15 protein-coding genes are annotated in these 16587 nt (G+C 39.4%); 11 read left to right on the top strand and 4 right to left on the bottom strand.

All coding sequences use genetic code 11. The features are described from left to right. Positions 1-282: 282 nt before the first annotated feature. The 9 genes from O0V13_RS19210 (at position 283) to O0V13_RS19250 (ending at position 9444) form a co-directional block, all read left to right on the top strand. Positions 283-912, top strand: coding sequence for a hypothetical protein (locus tag O0V13_RS19210; RefSeq protein WP_268036626.1), 630 nt, complete (start codon positions 283-285; stop codon positions 910-912). 70 nt (positions 913-982) lie between these two features. Further along, positions 983-3409, top strand: a complete 2427-nt coding sequence (locus O0V13_RS19215; RefSeq protein WP_268036627.1) for a heavy metal translocating P-type ATPase — start codon at positions 983-985, stop codon at positions 3407-3409. A 1-nt stretch (position 3410) separates the two neighbouring features. Next, positions 3411-3596: a cbb3-type cytochrome oxidase assembly protein CcoS gene (ccoS, locus tag O0V13_RS19220; RefSeq protein WP_268036628.1), complete on the top strand. Its 186-nt coding sequence runs from the start codon at positions 3411-3413 to the stop codon at positions 3594-3596. After that, positions 3589-5715 (top strand): cytochrome-c oxidase, cbb3-type subunit I, encoded by a 2127-nt coding sequence (gene ccoN / locus O0V13_RS19225; protein ID WP_268036629.1) that lies wholly within the window; start codon positions 3589-3591, stop codon positions 5713-5715. The genes ccoS and ccoN overlap by 8 nt, the downstream gene beginning before the upstream one ends. Positions 5716-5727: 12 nt before the next feature. After that, positions 5728-5913, top strand: coding sequence for a cbb3-type cytochrome c oxidase subunit 3 (locus O0V13_RS19230; protein ID WP_268036630.1), 186 nt, complete (start codon positions 5728-5730; stop codon positions 5911-5913). Then, positions 5910-6842, top strand: a complete 933-nt coding sequence (locus O0V13_RS19235) for a cbb3-type cytochrome c oxidase N-terminal domain-containing protein (RefSeq protein ID WP_268036631.1) — start codon at positions 5910-5912, stop codon at positions 6840-6842. The genes O0V13_RS19230 and O0V13_RS19235 overlap by 4 nt, the downstream gene beginning before the upstream one ends. 47 nt (positions 6843-6889) lie before the next feature. Next, positions 6890-8308, top strand: a complete 1419-nt coding sequence (ccoG, locus tag O0V13_RS19240) for a cytochrome c oxidase accessory protein CcoG (RefSeq protein WP_268036632.1) — start codon at positions 6890-6892, stop codon at positions 8306-8308. Positions 8309-8314: 6 nt separating this feature from the next. Beyond that, on the top strand, positions 8315-8740 hold the full coding sequence (locus O0V13_RS19245; RefSeq protein WP_268036633.1) for a FixH family protein: 426 nt from the start codon (positions 8315-8317) through the stop codon (positions 8738-8740). Beyond that, positions 8740-9444: a sulfite exporter TauE/SafE family protein gene (locus tag O0V13_RS19250; protein ID WP_268036634.1), complete on the top strand. Its 705-nt coding sequence runs from the start codon at positions 8740-8742 to the stop codon at positions 9442-9444. The genes O0V13_RS19245 and O0V13_RS19250 overlap by 1 nt, the downstream gene beginning before the upstream one ends. 3 nt (positions 9445-9447) lie before the next feature. Here O0V13_RS19250 and hemN read toward each other — a convergent pair whose 3' ends face one another. From hemN to O0V13_RS19270, 4 genes are all read right to left on the bottom strand, one after another. Further along, positions 9448-10806 carry an oxygen-independent coproporphyrinogen III oxidase gene (hemN, locus tag O0V13_RS19255; protein ID WP_268036635.1) on the bottom strand — a complete coding sequence of 453 codons (1359 nt, stop codon included), beginning with the start codon at positions 10804-10806 and terminating at the stop codon, positions 9448-9450. A 112-nt stretch (positions 10807-10918) separates the two neighbouring features. Then, positions 10919-11962, bottom strand: coding sequence for a vWA domain-containing protein (locus O0V13_RS19260; protein ID WP_268036636.1), 1044 nt, complete (start codon positions 11960-11962; stop codon positions 10919-10921). Further along, complete coding sequence (locus O0V13_RS19265) at positions 11943-12839, bottom strand: hypothetical protein (RefSeq protein ID WP_268036637.1); 897 nt, start codon at positions 12837-12839, stop codon at positions 11943-11945. The genes O0V13_RS19260 and O0V13_RS19265 overlap by 20 nt, the downstream gene beginning before the upstream one ends. Beyond that, the gene (locus O0V13_RS19270) at positions 12832-13710 is read right to left on the bottom strand and encodes a DUF58 domain-containing protein (protein ID WP_268036638.1); all 879 of its coding nucleotides are present in this window, start codon (positions 13708-13710) and stop codon (positions 12832-12834) included. The genes O0V13_RS19265 and O0V13_RS19270 overlap by 8 nt, the downstream gene beginning before the upstream one ends. A 107-nt stretch (positions 13711-13817) precedes the next feature. Here O0V13_RS19270 and O0V13_RS19275 point away from each other — a divergent pair, with 107 nt between their 5' ends. Together O0V13_RS19275 and O0V13_RS19280 are read left to right on the top strand one after the other, a co-directional pair. Then, positions 13818-14168 carry a DUF4296 domain-containing protein gene (locus O0V13_RS19275; RefSeq protein ID WP_268036639.1) on the top strand — a complete coding sequence of 117 codons (351 nt, stop codon included), beginning with the start codon at positions 13818-13820 and terminating at the stop codon, positions 14166-14168. Further along, the gene (locus O0V13_RS19280) at positions 14168-16555 is read left to right on the top strand and encodes an endonuclease MutS2 (RefSeq protein WP_268036640.1); all 2388 of its coding nucleotides are present in this window, start codon (positions 14168-14170) and stop codon (positions 16553-16555) included. The genes O0V13_RS19275 and O0V13_RS19280 overlap by 1 nt, the downstream gene beginning before the upstream one ends. Positions 16556-16587: the final 32 nt, after the last annotated feature.

Genomic DNA, 16587 nt, shown 5'->3' on the forward strand with positions numbered 1-16587 from the left:
GGGCTTTCACCCGGGAGAGTAGCCCGCGAGATAATCATCGGGGGGTGCCTCATTATTTAAGCCCTTTGGTTCACGCCAAAGAGCTTTTGTGGTTTATAGCCTTTTCAATAAGTTCACATATAGCTTGATTTTTGTAGTTTTTCTGGCTAAATTTTTAAATGTTAGTTTCTTCCAAGTAAGATTTTTGAGTTTAAAGGAAACTGACTTTTATCATATTGACTCGTGGTTTTGATCAGAATTTAATGCTGGTACATCCTATAGTTTTGAATAAACATCAAGACTATGGAACTGAAGACATCTCTTGCATCTAAATTTCATCTGCCTGGGGAATTCTTAAAGGAATTTCATTGTCGCACATTGGAATCTGGATTTCAGCCACAACAGGTTGAAAATAAAGGATGTGAAGAAAGTTTAGATGAACCAGCACTAATTAGTGTTGACTTATTGAAGGTTTTGGATTGGTTGCATGAAAATGAATTGCCAAGACCTTTAGAGAAAGAAGCGTGTGATATTCCTGTTTTATTGTTTGTTCCGGAATATTCTACTTCCCATTTGCTTTTTCATTATGATGGGACACCTTCTTCAGCCAATTTGATAAAGAGGTTTATAGGCTTGTTTCACAACCAAATTGTCGATAGCAAAGCCACTATTATTTCTCCAAGTTTTATCCCTAAGTCTAAGATAAAGGAGGAGCAAGAGTTGATTCAGCTGGTTTCCCAGTCGACTAGAGAGACTAGTTTTATCAAATTTAATTTTCAGCGGATAGGAGATTTTTGGTCTTATGCTGTGAAACATGATTGTAGCTTGTTGGTAACTACGAAGTCTTACCAATCAGATTTGGCCAAAGTGCTTTTTCATTTCTATAAAGGTTCTCTATGGAGTGATAAATTATCTTTTTACCTATCGATGTAAGTCATTGTCAAAGCTGACTTATGTCATGTTTGTAGGCTATTCTATCATCTAATTTTATCAAAAAATAATCATGTCTTCAACTTCAAATCCAACGGCTACTCAATGCTATCACTGTGGTGAGAAATGCGAGTCTGACTCTTTGAAAATTGAGGATAAAGTCTTTTGCTGCCAGGGCTGTAAATTGGTTTATGAGGTGTTGGCTGAGAAAGACTTATGCGATTATTATAATCTTGAATCCTTTCCTGGGGAAAGCCAAAAGAAAAGATCAACTTTAAGAAATAGATTTGATTATTTGGATGATCCTGAAACTCAATCCAACTTATTAGATTTCAAAAATCAAGAGGAAAGTCACATTACTTTTTATATCCCTCTTATCCATTGTGCATCCTGTATCTGGTTGTTGGAAAACCTTTACCATATCAATGCGGCTATTACATTTAGTAGAGTTGATTTTGTGAAGAAAAAGGTTCAAATCAAATTTCTTCATGATAAAATCAGCTTGAAAGCAGTGGTGGAATTGCTTTCCACAATAGGGTATGAACCAAAAATTAATCTTTCAAACCTTGAAGAGAAGTCGGTTCATCATACAGATAGACGAACTATTACCAAATTAGCTGTAGCAGGTTTTTGTTTTGGGAATATGATGCTTTTTAGCATTCCTGAATATTTCTCTGAAACAGCTTTGATTGCTGAAAACTTCAGGGGGCTGTTCAATTATTTGAATATTTTACTGGCGTTACCCGTAGTTATTTATTCGGCAAGTGATTATTACCTTTCTGCTTGGAATTCAATAAAACAAAAACGCATCAACATGGATGTGCCAATTGTTTTGGGGATCATTGCTTTGTTTTTCTATTCCCTTTGGGAAGTATTGACTTATGGTAATGCTGGATACATGGATAGTTTAGGTGGGCTGTTATTTTTTCTTCTCCTAGGCAAAGTTTATCAGCAAAAGACTTTTGCCACTTTAGAATTTGATCGGGATTACAAATCTTATTTTCCAATTGCTGTAACTCGACTAATTCAGAGTCGAGAAGAAGTAATTCCTTTAAGTAAACTAGAGGTAGGGGATGTTATCTTGGTCAGAAATGAAGAATTGATTCCTGCGGACGCTCTTTTATTAAGTTCAGATGCCAATATTGATTACAGTTTCGTAACCGGTGAAGAGATTCCTGTTCCAAAAAGAAAGGGCGAATTGATTTATGCAGGTGGTAGACAAAGTGGTGAACCTGTTTTACTTACTGTTCAAAAATCACCTTCTCAAGGCTATTTGACTGATTTGTGGAATAATGAATCTTTTGAAAAAGAGAAAGATGGATTGTTGGAACCTTTGTCCAACAAAATCTCTGGAGTTTTCACTTGGTCAGTTTTTGCGATAGCTGTAAGTACTTTTATTTTCTGGGCTTTTCAGGACCTTTCTTTAGCGGTCAAATCCTTTGCATCGGTACTGATTGTAGCTTGTCCTTGTGCTTTGGCTATGTCAACTCCATTCACACTTGGGAATACCCTGAGAATCTTTGGTAGGGGTAAATTTTATCTTAAAAATGCTTCTGTTGTTGAACGGCTCGCATTGGTCGACACGCTAGTTTTTGACAAAACGGGCACCTTGACCGATCCAAGTGAGGCAACTATCAACTATGTAGGTGAGCCATTGACAATAGAAACCAAGCAGATTTTAAAAAGTATGGTTTCAAGATCCACTCATCCTTTGAGTAATCGAATCAATGCTTGGTTAGGCCCCATTGAGGCTAAAAAGATTGATCAGGTAAAAGAGGTGAAAGGAAATGGAATAACTGCAGTTTTCAAAGGGCAAGAACTAATTCTCGGATCGAAAACTTTTGCAAATTTTAAATCTGATCTACAAACTGAATCTGGCAATTTGGTTTACCTCTCCATTGAGGGAGAAGAAATTGGGGCATTTCATATCGAGTCAGGACTAAGAAAAGGGGCGGAAAAGTTAATTAGAGAATTGGAATCGGAGTATCCGTTGCATTTACTTTCCGGTGATCATCCTCATGAATATGATTCTCTTCAAGAGAAATTAGGTACATCGATGCTCTATAATTTTTTACAAAGTCCAAAGGATAAGCTGGAGTATATCAAAAACCTAAATCGAAAAAAAAATAATACCATGATGATTGGGGATGGGTTGAATGATGCTGGTGCCTTAAGAGAAAGCACAATTGGTGTGGCAGTCACTGACCAAGTATCTCATTTTAGTCCAGCTAGTGATGCGATTTTGAGTGCTGACTCAATTTCCAAAATCCCAGGCTTTCTATCATTTGCAAAAGACAGCAGGGCTATAATCAAAGCAAGCTTTGTACTGAGTTTCCTATATAACATCGTGGGGATCAGTTTGGCAGTTCAGGGGGTTTTAAGTCCTGTCGTTTGTGCCATCCTTATGCCATTAAGTAGTATTTCAGTGGTTGTATTTACCACTTTGGCTACCAATGCGGTAGCATGGAAAAAAGGACTTTTAACCAAAAACCACCTTTAAAATGGAAGTGATATTTCTATTGATAGGAGTCAGTCTCATTTTAGCAGTCACCTTTCTTTGGCTCTTTTTTAAAGCAATGAAAGATGGACAGTTTGATGATGATACTACTCCATCCATTCGAATGCTTTTCGACTCACATAAAAAATCAACTAAAGATCAATCAACAAAACCGAAGTCCTATGAATGATGCTACACTGGAGAGGTTCTATTATGACAATAAGATTGTCAAATATTTTGGAGCCGCTACGATTATCTGGGGTGTCGTTGGAATGTTGGTAGGGGTTATTGCCGCTACTCAGTTATTCCTTCCCGAAGCAAATATGGGAACCCCGTTCACGACATTTGGCAGAATTCGCCCATTGCACACCAATGCGGTAATTTTTGCCTTTGTCGGAAACGCAATTTTTGCTGGAGTCTATTACTCCATGCCGAGATTGCTCAAAACTCCGATGTGGAATAAAAGCCTGAGCTGGTTCCACTTTTGGGGTTGGCAATTAATTATTTTGGCTGCTGCCATCACCCTTCCCCTTGGGTTGACCACATCCAAAGAGTACGCCGAGCTAGAATGGCCAATTGATATTGCCATTGCATTGGTTTGGGTAGCTTTTGGAGCCAATATGATTGGAACACTGATCAAAAGAAGAGAGCGTCATATGTATGTGGCGATCTGGTTTTACCTTGCCTCATTCGTGACAGTTGCCGTGCTTCACATTTTTAATTCTCTTGAATTACCAGTTAGCTTTTTCAAAAGTTATTCGGCTTATGCAGGGGTGCAAGATGCGCTTGTGCAGTGGTGGTATGGTCACAATGCTGTGGCATTCTTCCTAACCACTCCTTTCTTGGGATTGATGTATTATTACTTGCCAAAAGCTGCTAATAGACCGGTTTACTCCTATAAGCTTTCTATCGTCCACTTTTGGTCCTTGATTTTCATATACATGTGGGCAGGACCTCACCACTTGTTGTATACTGCCTTGCCAGAATGGGCTCAAGTCCTAGGAACTGCTTTCTCAGTAATGCTAATCGCTCCGTCTTGGGGTGGTATGGTGAACGGACTTTTGACCTTAAGAGGTGCTTGGGATAAAGTGAGGCAAGATCCTGTTTTGAAATTTATGGTTGTTGCTGTGACCGCTTACGGTATGGCGACCTTTGAAGGACCATTACTTTCCTTGAAAAATGTAAATGCAATTGCCCACTATACTGACTGGATCGTTGCCCACGTTCACATCGGTGGATTGGGTTGGAATGGTTTCTTGACATTTGGTGTACTTTACTGGATGTGGCCAAGAATTTTCAAAACCACCATCTATTCTACAAAACTTGCTAATGTACACTTCTGGATTGGAACATTGGGTATCGTATTCTATGCGCTTCCAATGTATGTGGCTGCATTGACTCAATTCTTGATGTTGAGAGAGTTTGATGAAATGGGTCGTTTGGCTTATGGTAACTTCCTACAGACAGTGGTAGAATTGGTTCCAATGTACATGTTGAGAGCATTCGGAGGTTTACTTTATCTGTCCGGTGCGATTATCATGATATACAACATGTATAAAACTGCTCAACAAGGTACTTTCCAAGAATATGAAGAAGATCAAGCTCCAGCTTTGGCAAAAGCCTATAATCCTAAAGGTGAATTCTGGCATAGAGCATGGGAGAGAAAGCCTGTCTTCTTTACCATTTTAGCAACAATTGCAATCGCTATAGGTGGTGCTATCGAGATTGTACCAACTATTTTGGTGAAATCTAATGTGCCAACTATTTCATCTGTTAAGCCTTATACTCCTTTGGAATTGGAGGGTAGAGATTTGTATATCAAAAATGGTTGTGTCAGCTGTCATTCTCAAATGATCCGACCATTCCGATTCGAAACAGAGCGATATGGTGAGTATTCCAAAGCAGGTGAATTTGTCTATGACAGACCATTCTTGTGGGGTTCCAAGCGAACTGGACCGGATTTGCACCGAGTAGGTGGAAAGTATCCAGACTCTTGGCACTATTTCCATATGCAAGACCCAAGATCTATGTCTCCTGGTTCTTTGATGCCTCCATATGCTTGGATGCTAGAGAATACCATGGATTATGCAGATCTACCTGCGAAAATCAGAACCCTACAGAAACTGGGTGTTCCTTATCCTGAAGGATATGATGAGCAAGCTTTGGCAGATTTGAGTGCACAGGCAAGTAAGATCACTGCAAATTTGAAAGACGCAGGTATAGAGACACTTCCAAATACTGAAATTGTAGCCTTGATTGCTTACTTGCAGCGTTTGGGGACAGATATCAAAGCAACCGCAGGAAATTAAACCCTAGAAATCATGTATAAAGACGTATTAAGATCAATCGAAAATATAGATATCTATCCAGTGGTTTCCCTCTTGATTTTTGTCCTGTTTTTTCTAGGAGTAGCAATCTGGGTAATCCGAATGCCAAAGGATTTTGTGGATCATATGAAGTCCTTGCCAATGGAGAATGATGACGAATTAACCAACCACCAGCCATGAAAAAGTTTCTTACAAGTTTAGCAATGATAGCTCTTTCCTTACCGGCTTGGGCACAAACAGAAGAATCGAATTGGTATACTGATTTACAAGCCATGGATTCCGGTCAATTAACCTTATTGGTCATTTTGGGGATAGTTCTTTTTGTTATCCTGGTTCTCCTATTTCTCATGGTGTACTTAATGTCCTTCATGGTTACTGTTTTCCGGAAGGAAAATCCTGAATTGGCAGATGAACCTAGCTGGTGGGATAGCTTTAAAGAGCGTTTCGTAACTGGGAAAATGGATGAAGTTGGAGGCAAGGCAGAACAAGAGAAATTAATGACTGACCACTCCTACGATGGGATTACTGAGTTGGACAACTTTATGCCACCTTGGTTGCAGTGGGTATTTATTTTAACCATAGGTTTTGCAATAGCTTATTTTACTTATTACTCAGTGTTGGGAATTGGATTGACAGGTGTTCAGGAATATGAAGAGTCGTTGAAAGTTGAGGCAATTGCTGCCGAAGCAAGAAAAGCAAACATGGCGGCTTCTATTGATGAGACCAATGTGACTGTAGATGACTCTGGAACCGCATTAGCTGCAGGTAAATCTATTTTCGAAGCCAATTGTGCTGCCTGTCATGCCCAAGATGGTGGTGGGGGAGTAGGACCTAACTTGACTGATGACTATTGGTTGCACGGAGGAGATATCAAAGATGTATTTACTGTGATCAAATATGGTGTGATCAGCAAAGGAATGGTGCCTTGGGAAGATCAATTGGCTCCTCAGGAAATTCAAGAAGTGGCTAGTTATATTTTGAGTTTGAAAGGAACTACTCCTGCAAACCCGAAAGACCCTCAAGGTGAATTGTATGCTCCGGGAGAAGCTGCTCCTGTAGAAGCTGTACCTACTGTGACAGATAGCACAGCGGTAGTAGCTGCACTTTAATACCTTCAAGTCGCCGGATAAACTCCGGCGACTTAAATTCCATAATTATGGCTAAAAAGAATCCCCATTTAAATCCTGAAACATTTCGTGACTCATTAGGTACCGTTAAGGATGATGGAAAGCGGTTTTGGGTTTATCCCAAGAAAGTTTCTGGAGTTTTTTACAAATATAGAACCTACCTGTCATGGCTTTTACTGGCAATTTTATTTGCAGGACCATTTATCAAGGTAGATGGAAGGCCATGGCTTCTTTTTAATATTTTCGAAAGGAAGTTTATTATTTTTGGAGCTGTTTTTTGGCCTCAGGATACTCATTTGCTGATATTTTTACTTTTGATCCTGTTTGTATTCATCATTCTCTTTACAGTGATTTTTGGTAGGATCTGGTGTGGATGGGCTTGCCCTCAGACCCTTTTTATGGAAATGGTATTTCGCAAAATTGAATACTTAATTGAAGGAGACGCTAATAAACAGAGAGCTCTCAATGAAGGACCATGGACTTCTGAGAAAATCACCAAAAAGGGAATCAAACTATTTGTCTTTGGCATTATTTCTTTAATGATTGGCCACTTGGTTATGGCCTATCTGATCGGAGTAGATCAAGTGAAACAAATCGTTACTCAACCACCTTCAGAGCACTTGGCAGGATTCATTGGTTTGGTGGCTTTTTCTGGGATTTTCATGTTTGTTTTTTCTTGGTTTAGAGAGCAGGCTTGTATTGTAGTCTGCCCTTATGGAAGATTACAAGGAGTATTGCTGGATAACAGCTCTATTAATGTGATGTATGATTATGTCCGTGGCGAACCAAGAGGACCAATACGGAAAAAACAAGTAGCGGAAGCTCCTAAAGGGGATTGCGTGGATTGTAATCTTTGCGTTCAGGTTTGTCCAACAGGAATTGATATCCGAAATGGCATCCAAATGGAATGTGTCAATTGTACCGCGTGTATTGACGCCTGCGATGATGTGATGGAGAAAGTGGATAGACCAAAAGGATTGATCAGGTATGCATCTGAAAATAGTATTCAGGAAGGTTTTCAGGAACTATTTACCGGACGTGTCAAAGCCTATTCGGTTGTATTGCTATTATTGATTGTAGGTTTTATTTCATTGATTGCTACTCGAGATGAGTTGTCTGCTACGGTAACCAGATTTCCTGGAATGACATATCAGATGAGGGACAATGGAACTGTTTCCAATTTGTATCAGATAACTTTGATCAATAAAACTTTTAAACCTCAAACTGTAGATTTGAAGTCTTTGGTACCAGGGTTTGAGGTGGAAATGGTTGGGGATCAACATTGGGTTTTGGAACCGCAATCCAAAGTTGAGGGACGATTCTTCTTGGTGAAAAGTCAGAATGAAGTTTTGACGCCACAGCAAAAAGTTGATCTTTCATTACTTCATAATGGAGTGGAAATTGATGAAATTAATACAAGTTTTATGGCTCCGGTAGCCACTAAATAATTAACAATGAACTGGGGAAAAGGAATTGTAATCACATTTATTGCATTCATTGCGATAATGGTCACGATGGTAGTGATCTCTGTTCGAATGGAAGGGATTGAATTGGTGACGGAGAACTATTACGAGGAGGAGATCAAATATCAAGAACAAATTGACAAAGAAGTTTCGACTTTGGCTTTAGATAGGGAGGCTTTGAAGTTTGATATGAATTCAAAGGCTCTGATTTTGGATTTGCCAATTGGTGCAAAAGGAACTTTGAACTTGTTTAGACCATCTGATATTGAATTGGATCAGGAGCTACCGGTTGAGATTTTGGAAGCTGGAAAAAAGTCCGTTTATATCGGTGACTTAAAAGCAGGGTATTGGAAAGTACAGTTGAGCTGGGAGGAAAACGGAGAATCTTACTATCAAGAGAAAAAAATCAACTTGTAATGATCTGGACAGCATTGGTTTTAGGTTTTTTAGGTTCATTCCACTGTGTGGGAATGTGCGGACCTATTGCTCTGGCTGTCGGTAATTCAGGTTCAAATCAATTTCTACTCAATAAAATTCTATACAACCTAGGAAGAAGCGTCACCTACGCGTTCCTTGGACTGCTTGTGGGTTCGATTGGATTCACATTTTCCATGGCAGGAATCCAACAAGGTTTTTCCATAGCCATAGGTTTGGTCATTATTTTGGTGGCCATTGGTGTAAAGGGCTCTGAGAACCTAGTCGGGTATTCTATTTTTGCAAAGCCGGTCAACTGGATCAAGTCCAACTTGTCTTATTTCCTAAAAATGGGAGGAAAGGCAGCATTTTTTGCAACTGGATTGGTGAATGGACTTTTACCTTGCGGGATGGTTTATTTGGCATTGGTAGCTGCTTTGGGTTTACAAAACCCAATTCTTGGAGCAACTTACATGTTCTTCTTCGGAATTGGTACAATTCCATTGCTTTTAGCTTTGATGTACTCAGGTAAGATAATCCCTGCGAAATCTCGTGTCACAGTCCAAAAAATAATTCCCTATGTGGGAGTCTTGGTAGGCTTGATTTTTATTGTGCGAGGTCTTGGCCTGGGAATTCATGGCTTTAGCCCAGACCTTCAAGTTTTTAACTATGGATCTGAGCAAATAGAAATCACCATGTGTCGATGATCATCAAATCGATTTACTGAAAACCAATTTTTCGGACTTTTTAGCAATCATTCGTAAGTCAAATTGCATGCAGATATTTCTGACTACAGCAACTCCCATTTCGGTGATGGAAAGCAACTTATTATTAAAATTCAAAAGTCCTTCCGCCTCCATTTCTTTTATGTTTTCTTGATTCTCAAAAGGAATAGAATCCCAGATTTCATCCTCTATAACAGCCTCATGATTGCAAATCAAGTTCAAAATTAGCTCCTTTACTTTGACGTCTTGCTTAGTCAATTGATGACCTTTGATGATAGACCATTCGTAATCTTTAAGCTCTGATTGATAAGTTTCAATCGATTTTGTGTTTTGGGCATATCCAATATGAATATCTGAAATACTACTTGCGCCAAGCCCTAAAAGCATTTTGGAAGGAGAGGTAGTGTATCCCATGAAGTTTCGGTGAAGCTCTCCTTCTTCTTTTGCAAGATTCAAGCTGTCATCCGGCTTGGCAAAATGATCCATTCCGATTTCAACATAGCCCATTTGAAGTAGCATTTCCTTACCGAATTCATACATCTCTCTTTTCTCTAATTCATTTGGGAGGTCCTTTTCGTAGCTTTTTTGTGCTGGAAAAGAACTAGGCACATGAGCATAGGAATAGAAAGCTATCCTGTCCGGCTGAAGAGACTTTACAGCTTCAAATGTCTCGGTCATAGTGGAGATAGTTTGGAATGGCAATCCGTATATCAGATCGAAATTAATCGATTGATAGCCTAGTTCCCGAGCATTAAAAACAGCTTTTTCTACAGATTCTAGTGGTTGAATTCTATGAATTGCTTTTTGAACTTGTGGATCGAAATCCTGAATACCATAGCTGACCCTATCAAAACCAAGTTCGGCCAAGTTTTCCAAATGAGAATAGCTGGTATTGTTTGGATGTCCTTCGAAACTGAATTCTTTGTTCGGAAGTACTTCACAATCATCGATGATGGTACCTAGCAAGAAGTAAAGATTGTCGGGAGAGAAAAATGTTGGAGTTCCCCCTCCCAAGTGAATTCCGGCTAATTTGGGCTTTTCACCCAAGATTTTTAGATACTTGTTCCATTCATTGAGCAAGGCCAAAATATATGGATATTCTACTCCATGGTTTTTGGTGATCCGTTTGTTACAACCACAATAGGTGCAAAGACTTTCACAAAAGGGAAGGTGAATGTAAAGTGTGATTCCTTCCTCTTTTCCATAAAGTTGAAATGCCTTTTCAACAAGAACTTCCCAGGATTTCCCATCCACATTGTTTTCCCAAAGGGGAACGGTAGGATAGCTGGTATATCTAGGAGCAGGAGTATTGTATTTTCGGATCAGTTCAGGACTCAACTTCATTGCAATCTTCTTTTTACAAAGATCACTTTGCTGACTCCTGAAAGTCTTGACCTAAATAAGGTTAAAACCTGATTTTTATCAGGAAAATTTCATGGATGATTTAAAGTGAATTTTAGTCCAGGAGGAAATTATTAAGGAAGCTACTCTTCATAGTCATCCAGAAGAAGAACAATAGAATTCCCCAGAAAAGATAAACCCGATAATAATCTGTGGTCTCTCTATATCGGTTTTCTTCCACCTCTGTCTTCTCCATGATATCTATTTGATCAAAGATATTCTGGAGTGCATTTCCATCGGAAGCCCGGAAAAACTCGGCCTCAGTCGACTTTGCAATTTCTCGAAGGGTAGTTTCATCTAAATAACTTTCTACCATCTGTGGTCTTCCAAAAAAGTCTGTTCCATACGGTACCATACCGTCTTTACCAACAGCGATAGTATAAATTTTAATACCCAAGGCAGAAGCCAGTTGGGCGGCAAACATCGGGTCAACATTTCCAGCATTACTTTCACCATCACTGAGCAAGATCATGACCTTTGAAACAGATTCTGCTTCTTTCATCCGATTTGTACCAGCAGCAATGGCTGAGCCAATGGCAGTACCTTTTGCTTCCATCATATCGAAGGAAATCTCGCTGATCAGGTCTGTCAATAATTTGTAATCATTGGTCAGAGGAGCTAAGGAGTATGCCTCTCCGGCGAAAACAACCATGCCGATTCTATCACCCATTCTACCGTTGATGAAGTCAATGGCAGTTGCTTTGGCTGCTTCCAATCTATTGGGAGTGAAATCCTGCAAATCCATGGATTCAGAAATATCCATTACCAGCATGATGTCAATACCTTCAGTGTATTGTTCTACACGCTCATTGCTTCGCTGGGGCCTTGCTAATGCAATAATTATCATTCCCAATGCCAGCAAAAAAAAGCCAGTCGGGAGTAACCTCAAATAAGTCCAAGGATTGTTTTGCTTTGCTCTTTTGGGAAGAGAAAGCTCAAGAACTGGGTTTTTTAGAAATTTGATGAACTTTCGGATGACCATCAGCAATGGAATAATCCAGATCAAATTCAGTAAAATCGGATTTTCCCATTCATAGGTTTTGAAGGTCTCAGGCAAAAACCAAGACCAGCTGAAAAATTCAGACAGTTGCTCTAGCATTCTTGTTTTTGCTTAATTTTTTAAAATATTTTTCTTTGGCCACCTGAAGTAGATAATCAGTCGCTTCTTTGATTTCAGACTTTTTGCCTGCATAAATGATCATTTCAATTGCTCTCAAGGAGCTAAAGATTTTCATGTCGCCAAGTTTTTCTCCAATTTCACTGGAAGTCCATTCTTTCACAGGAAGATTGGTAATGCTTTCGATATATCCTTTCCAAAGACCCAAAAGCTCGTCTGCAGCTTCCATGGAATTCTCTTTTTCCAATTCTGCAGTCGCCTGAGCCCATCTTTTTTGGAACCTGCCCCATCGGCGTTTGATCCCTTGTTCGGTAAAGATTTTTTTGATCTGGTCGGCAAACATCCAATAAAATGCTCCCAAAATCAGCAGAATTACTACTGCTATTCCTCCGACCAAAATCCAATTCCACTTTTTCTCAATGGATTGATAGACATTGTTTTCTTGGAAAATCGGTTGCTCCGGAATGCTGTCAAGTTCCAATTTTAGCTTCAATTCTGCTTCCAAAGGAAAGTATGTGATACTGTCGTATCGACTCAACTCATAGACAGGAAGAGTTAAATAGGAGCTGGGATCAAGCTCAAAATTCGAAATAAAATAGATTACGCTATCTTCTGTCACTCCGTCCCGGGTATAGGATGTGAATGATTTCTTTTCGAGAAGTTCAAATGGAGTGAAGTCGAAAGTAGAGTCAGGAAAAATCAATTGCTTTTCTTGAGGATATTGGGCCTTTAAGACATAGCCGACCCGTTCGCCCAATTTTGCAGAATCCTGCATGAAATAAGCGTTAACCTGAACTTCCTGAGCCATGGATGAAAGAGACCACAGGAATGCAAAAACAAAAAATATCTTTTTACCCACGCTTCATGCTTTTATTTCTGTACTTAAATAATTCAATCAGGGGCATTACAATATCCTGGGTAGTGTCAATAGCCAAATAGTTGATCTGGTTTTTCTTACAAATTTCTTTTAAGTGCTCTCTTTCAGAGGTGAAGGTTTCGGAGATTTTTCTGGAAAAGCTTCCAAATGCGGTATTTACCCAAGTTGTTTTCCCTTTTTCTTTGTCGAATACAGGTATGATTCCCAAAGCGGGTAAGGCAGATTCTCTAGGGTCAGTCAATTGAATTGCCACCAAATCATGCTTCTCTGCCAAAGCCCTGAAAGGTCTTTCATAGCCCTCGTCAATAAAATCAGAAATAACCAGAATTACACTTCTTTTCTTGACCAAGTTTAGAGTAAAGGTAAACATTGAATTCAAGTCTGTTTTCAGTGAATTGTTTTCATGATCAAATATTCCCCGGACCATTTTTACTCCTTGCTTTCCACCTTTACCCGGAAGGATTATTTTTTCTTTTTGATCCGAATAACTGATCAATCCGACCTGACTTCCATCAAAAATAGCTGCTAAAGTCAATACTCCAGCAACGATCTTTCCTTGATCAATTTTTTTATGACCGGGTTGTCCAATATCCTGAGATCCGGAAATATCCAGCAAAAAGTAAACACATTGATCTTTATCTTCTTTGAAAGTCTTAACAAATGTCCCATGCCCTTTTGCAGAAACTTTCCATTCGATGGTCCGTACATCATCACCATATTGGTATGGGCGCAAGTCATCAAACTCTAAACCAGAGCCTTTAAAGATGGATTGGTACTCACCTTGCAGGTGATTGTTGGCCACCTTACGGATCATGATTTCGTATTTTCTGAGCTTGCTGAACAGTTGATTCATGTATGGGTGATTTGAACGGACTAATTTATAGTACTAAGTCCAATTATAAAATTTCAGTTACAGGAAGGGTAGAGAGAATTTCAGTTAAAAAAACCTAATTTTGGATTGTGAAAAGATTGTTTGCGATTACATGTAGTTTCTTATTGCTTTTTTCATGCAATAATCAGGATACTCCAAAGAATTTGCTTTCGGAGGATAAAATGGTCAGTGTCCTTGCCGATATCCATCTGACGGAAGGAATTGCCAGTGCTATGCCGGTTTCCTATGATTCTTCTCAAGTGCTTTACACTTTGTTGGAGAAAGATGTCTTCGTAAAACATCAAGTAAGCGACTCTCTTTTTACCGAAAGTATGCGCTACTATCTTCAGTACCCTGATTTAATGGATGAAATTTATGCCAGAGTAGTAGATACTTTGGTTGTATGGGAAACCGCCCCCATGAGTGAAGAAAATAACTAATGCTATACCCTTCAAATCTCGAACAAAAGATCAATTTTCAAAAAATCAAAGAGTTGCTGAAAGAGGAATGTTCCTCCTCTTTAGGAGCTCAGTTTGTTGATAAAGTCGCGTTTTCCTCCGACATCAAATTGGTCACCAAACTCCTGGACCAGACTCAGGAATTTTTGGATATATTGATTTCAGGAGAGAGTTTTCCCGCGTCCAATTTCACCAATCTCAATCCATATTTGGAAAAAGCGAAGCTGGAAGGAGCATTTCTGGATCAGGAGGAGTTTCATGAAATTAAATTATCACTACAAACCTTAAAAGGTTGCCTGACTTTCTTTTCAAAGTTTGGGGAAGAATATCCAGCCTTGAGCCAATTGTTAGGATTGGTAATGGATTTAGACTTAGGTCTTCTCAAAGCTATCGAGTTGATCATTGATGAGAAAGGTTTGATGCGAAGTAATGCCAGTCGCGAACTTCAATTGATTCGAAATCAGATCATCTTTGAGGAAGGCAGGTTGAGAAAGGTAATGGATCGGATCTTCAAGGAAGCTAGGGCAAAAGGTCTGACTCCTGAAGATTCTGCAATTACGATCCGATCCGGAAGAATGGTGATTCCCGTAGCAGCTGAAAATAAGAGGAAACTCCGTGGATTTATCCATGATGAGTCTGCTACAGGGCAAACTGTTTTCATGGAACCAGAGGAGGCTTTGGATATCAATAATGAAATCCGGGACCTGGAATACATGGAAAGGCGTGAAATAATCAAGATCCTAACTCAACTGACCGATAGACTGCGGCCGGCTATTCCTGCACTTCGAAAAGCAACCAATTTCCTCGGGTTGATTGATTTTATCAGAGCAAAAGCAAAGTTTGCCCAAAAGATCGATGCAGTGAAACCAGAAATCGTCAAGGAAAGGGTACTTGCTTTCAATAAAGCTAGGCATCCACTTTTACAATTGGCTTTGAAATCTCAGGGAAAAAGTATCATCCCTTTGGATATTGAATTGAAAGGGCATAATCGATTGCTGGTGATCTCCGGACCTAATGCAGGTGGCAAATCTGTGACTTTGAAGACAGTTGCTTTGTTGCAATATATGCTTCAATGTGGGATTCTGATTCCGGTTCATGCAGATTCCAAGAGCTCCTTGTTTGATAATTTCTTTATTGATATAGGAGATGAACAGAATCTGGAGAATGACCTGAGTACCTATAGCTCTCATTTGATGAGCATGAAGTATTTTACCCAATTTGCAAATAAGAAAACCATCCTGTTTATAGATGAATTTGGAACGGGTACTGAGCCTCAATTTGGCGGTGCGATAGCAGAATCCATTTTACTTTCATTGAATAAAGCAGGTGCTTTTGGTGTGGTGACTACTCACTACGGTAATCTGAAGCAAGTAGCGAATAAGAATCAAGGGTTGGTCAATGGAGCCATGCGCTATGATGTGAATAAACTGGAGCCCATGTATCAATTGGAGATCGGAAAACCAGGATCTTCATTCGCTTTGGAAATTGCTTCTAAAATTGGGATTTCTAAAGAGATTCTGGCTTATGCCAAAAGTCAGATTGGGGATGAGCGAGTTCGTTATGATAGATTGCTGACACAGCTTGAAAACGAGAAGAATCAATATTCAGGGCTTTTAACAGAAGTTCAGAGTAAAGAAAGGCTTCTTAAAACTCGATTGAAAGAATACAATGAGCTGAAAGAGACTCTCGAGCTGACCAAAAAGAAATACATCCAAGAAGCAAAGCAAGAAGCTAAAAGGCTTTTGGATGAAACAAATAAAAAAATAGAATCCACCATTCGGGAGATCAAAGAAGGGAATGCTGAGAAGGAGGCAACAAAACAAATCCGTAAGGAATTGGAAACCTTCAAGGAGAAAGTGAAGCCTGAAAAGCAGGTGGTGAAAGAGCCGGGGATTAAGGTGATTGGTGGAAAGATCGAAGAGGGTGACTGGATTCGATTGAAGGATAATGGAGCAATTGGTCAAGTACTTCAATTAAGGAATAAAGAACTGGATATATCAATTGGAGAATTGAAGTCCACAGTGAAGCTATCCCGAGTGGAAAAGATTTCACAGACTCAGGTGAAAAAGGAGAAAAAAGCAATGTCTTCCACCTTTGGGTTCAATTCAAATCAAAAAATGATGGACTTTTCACCAAACTTGGATTTGAGAGGAAAGCGTGGAGAAGAGGTGTTTTCTCTAGTCCAAAATTTTATTGATGAAGGTTATATGTTAGGGGTAAAGGATCTGAGAATTGTCCATGGAAAGGGCGATGGAATATTGCGGGATATCACCAGGAACTTGCTCAGAACTATGCAACCTGTTAAAAAAATGGAAGATGAACATGCTGATAGAGGAGGAGCTGGAGTTACTTTAGTGACATTGAAATAAACAAAAAGGGAGCATCAAGCTCCCTTTTTGTT

This window comes from Algoriphagus sp. PAP.12, from assembly GCF_026652115.1.
Classification (GTDB): Bacteria; Bacteroidota; Bacteroidia; order Cytophagales; family Cyclobacteriaceae; genus Algoriphagus.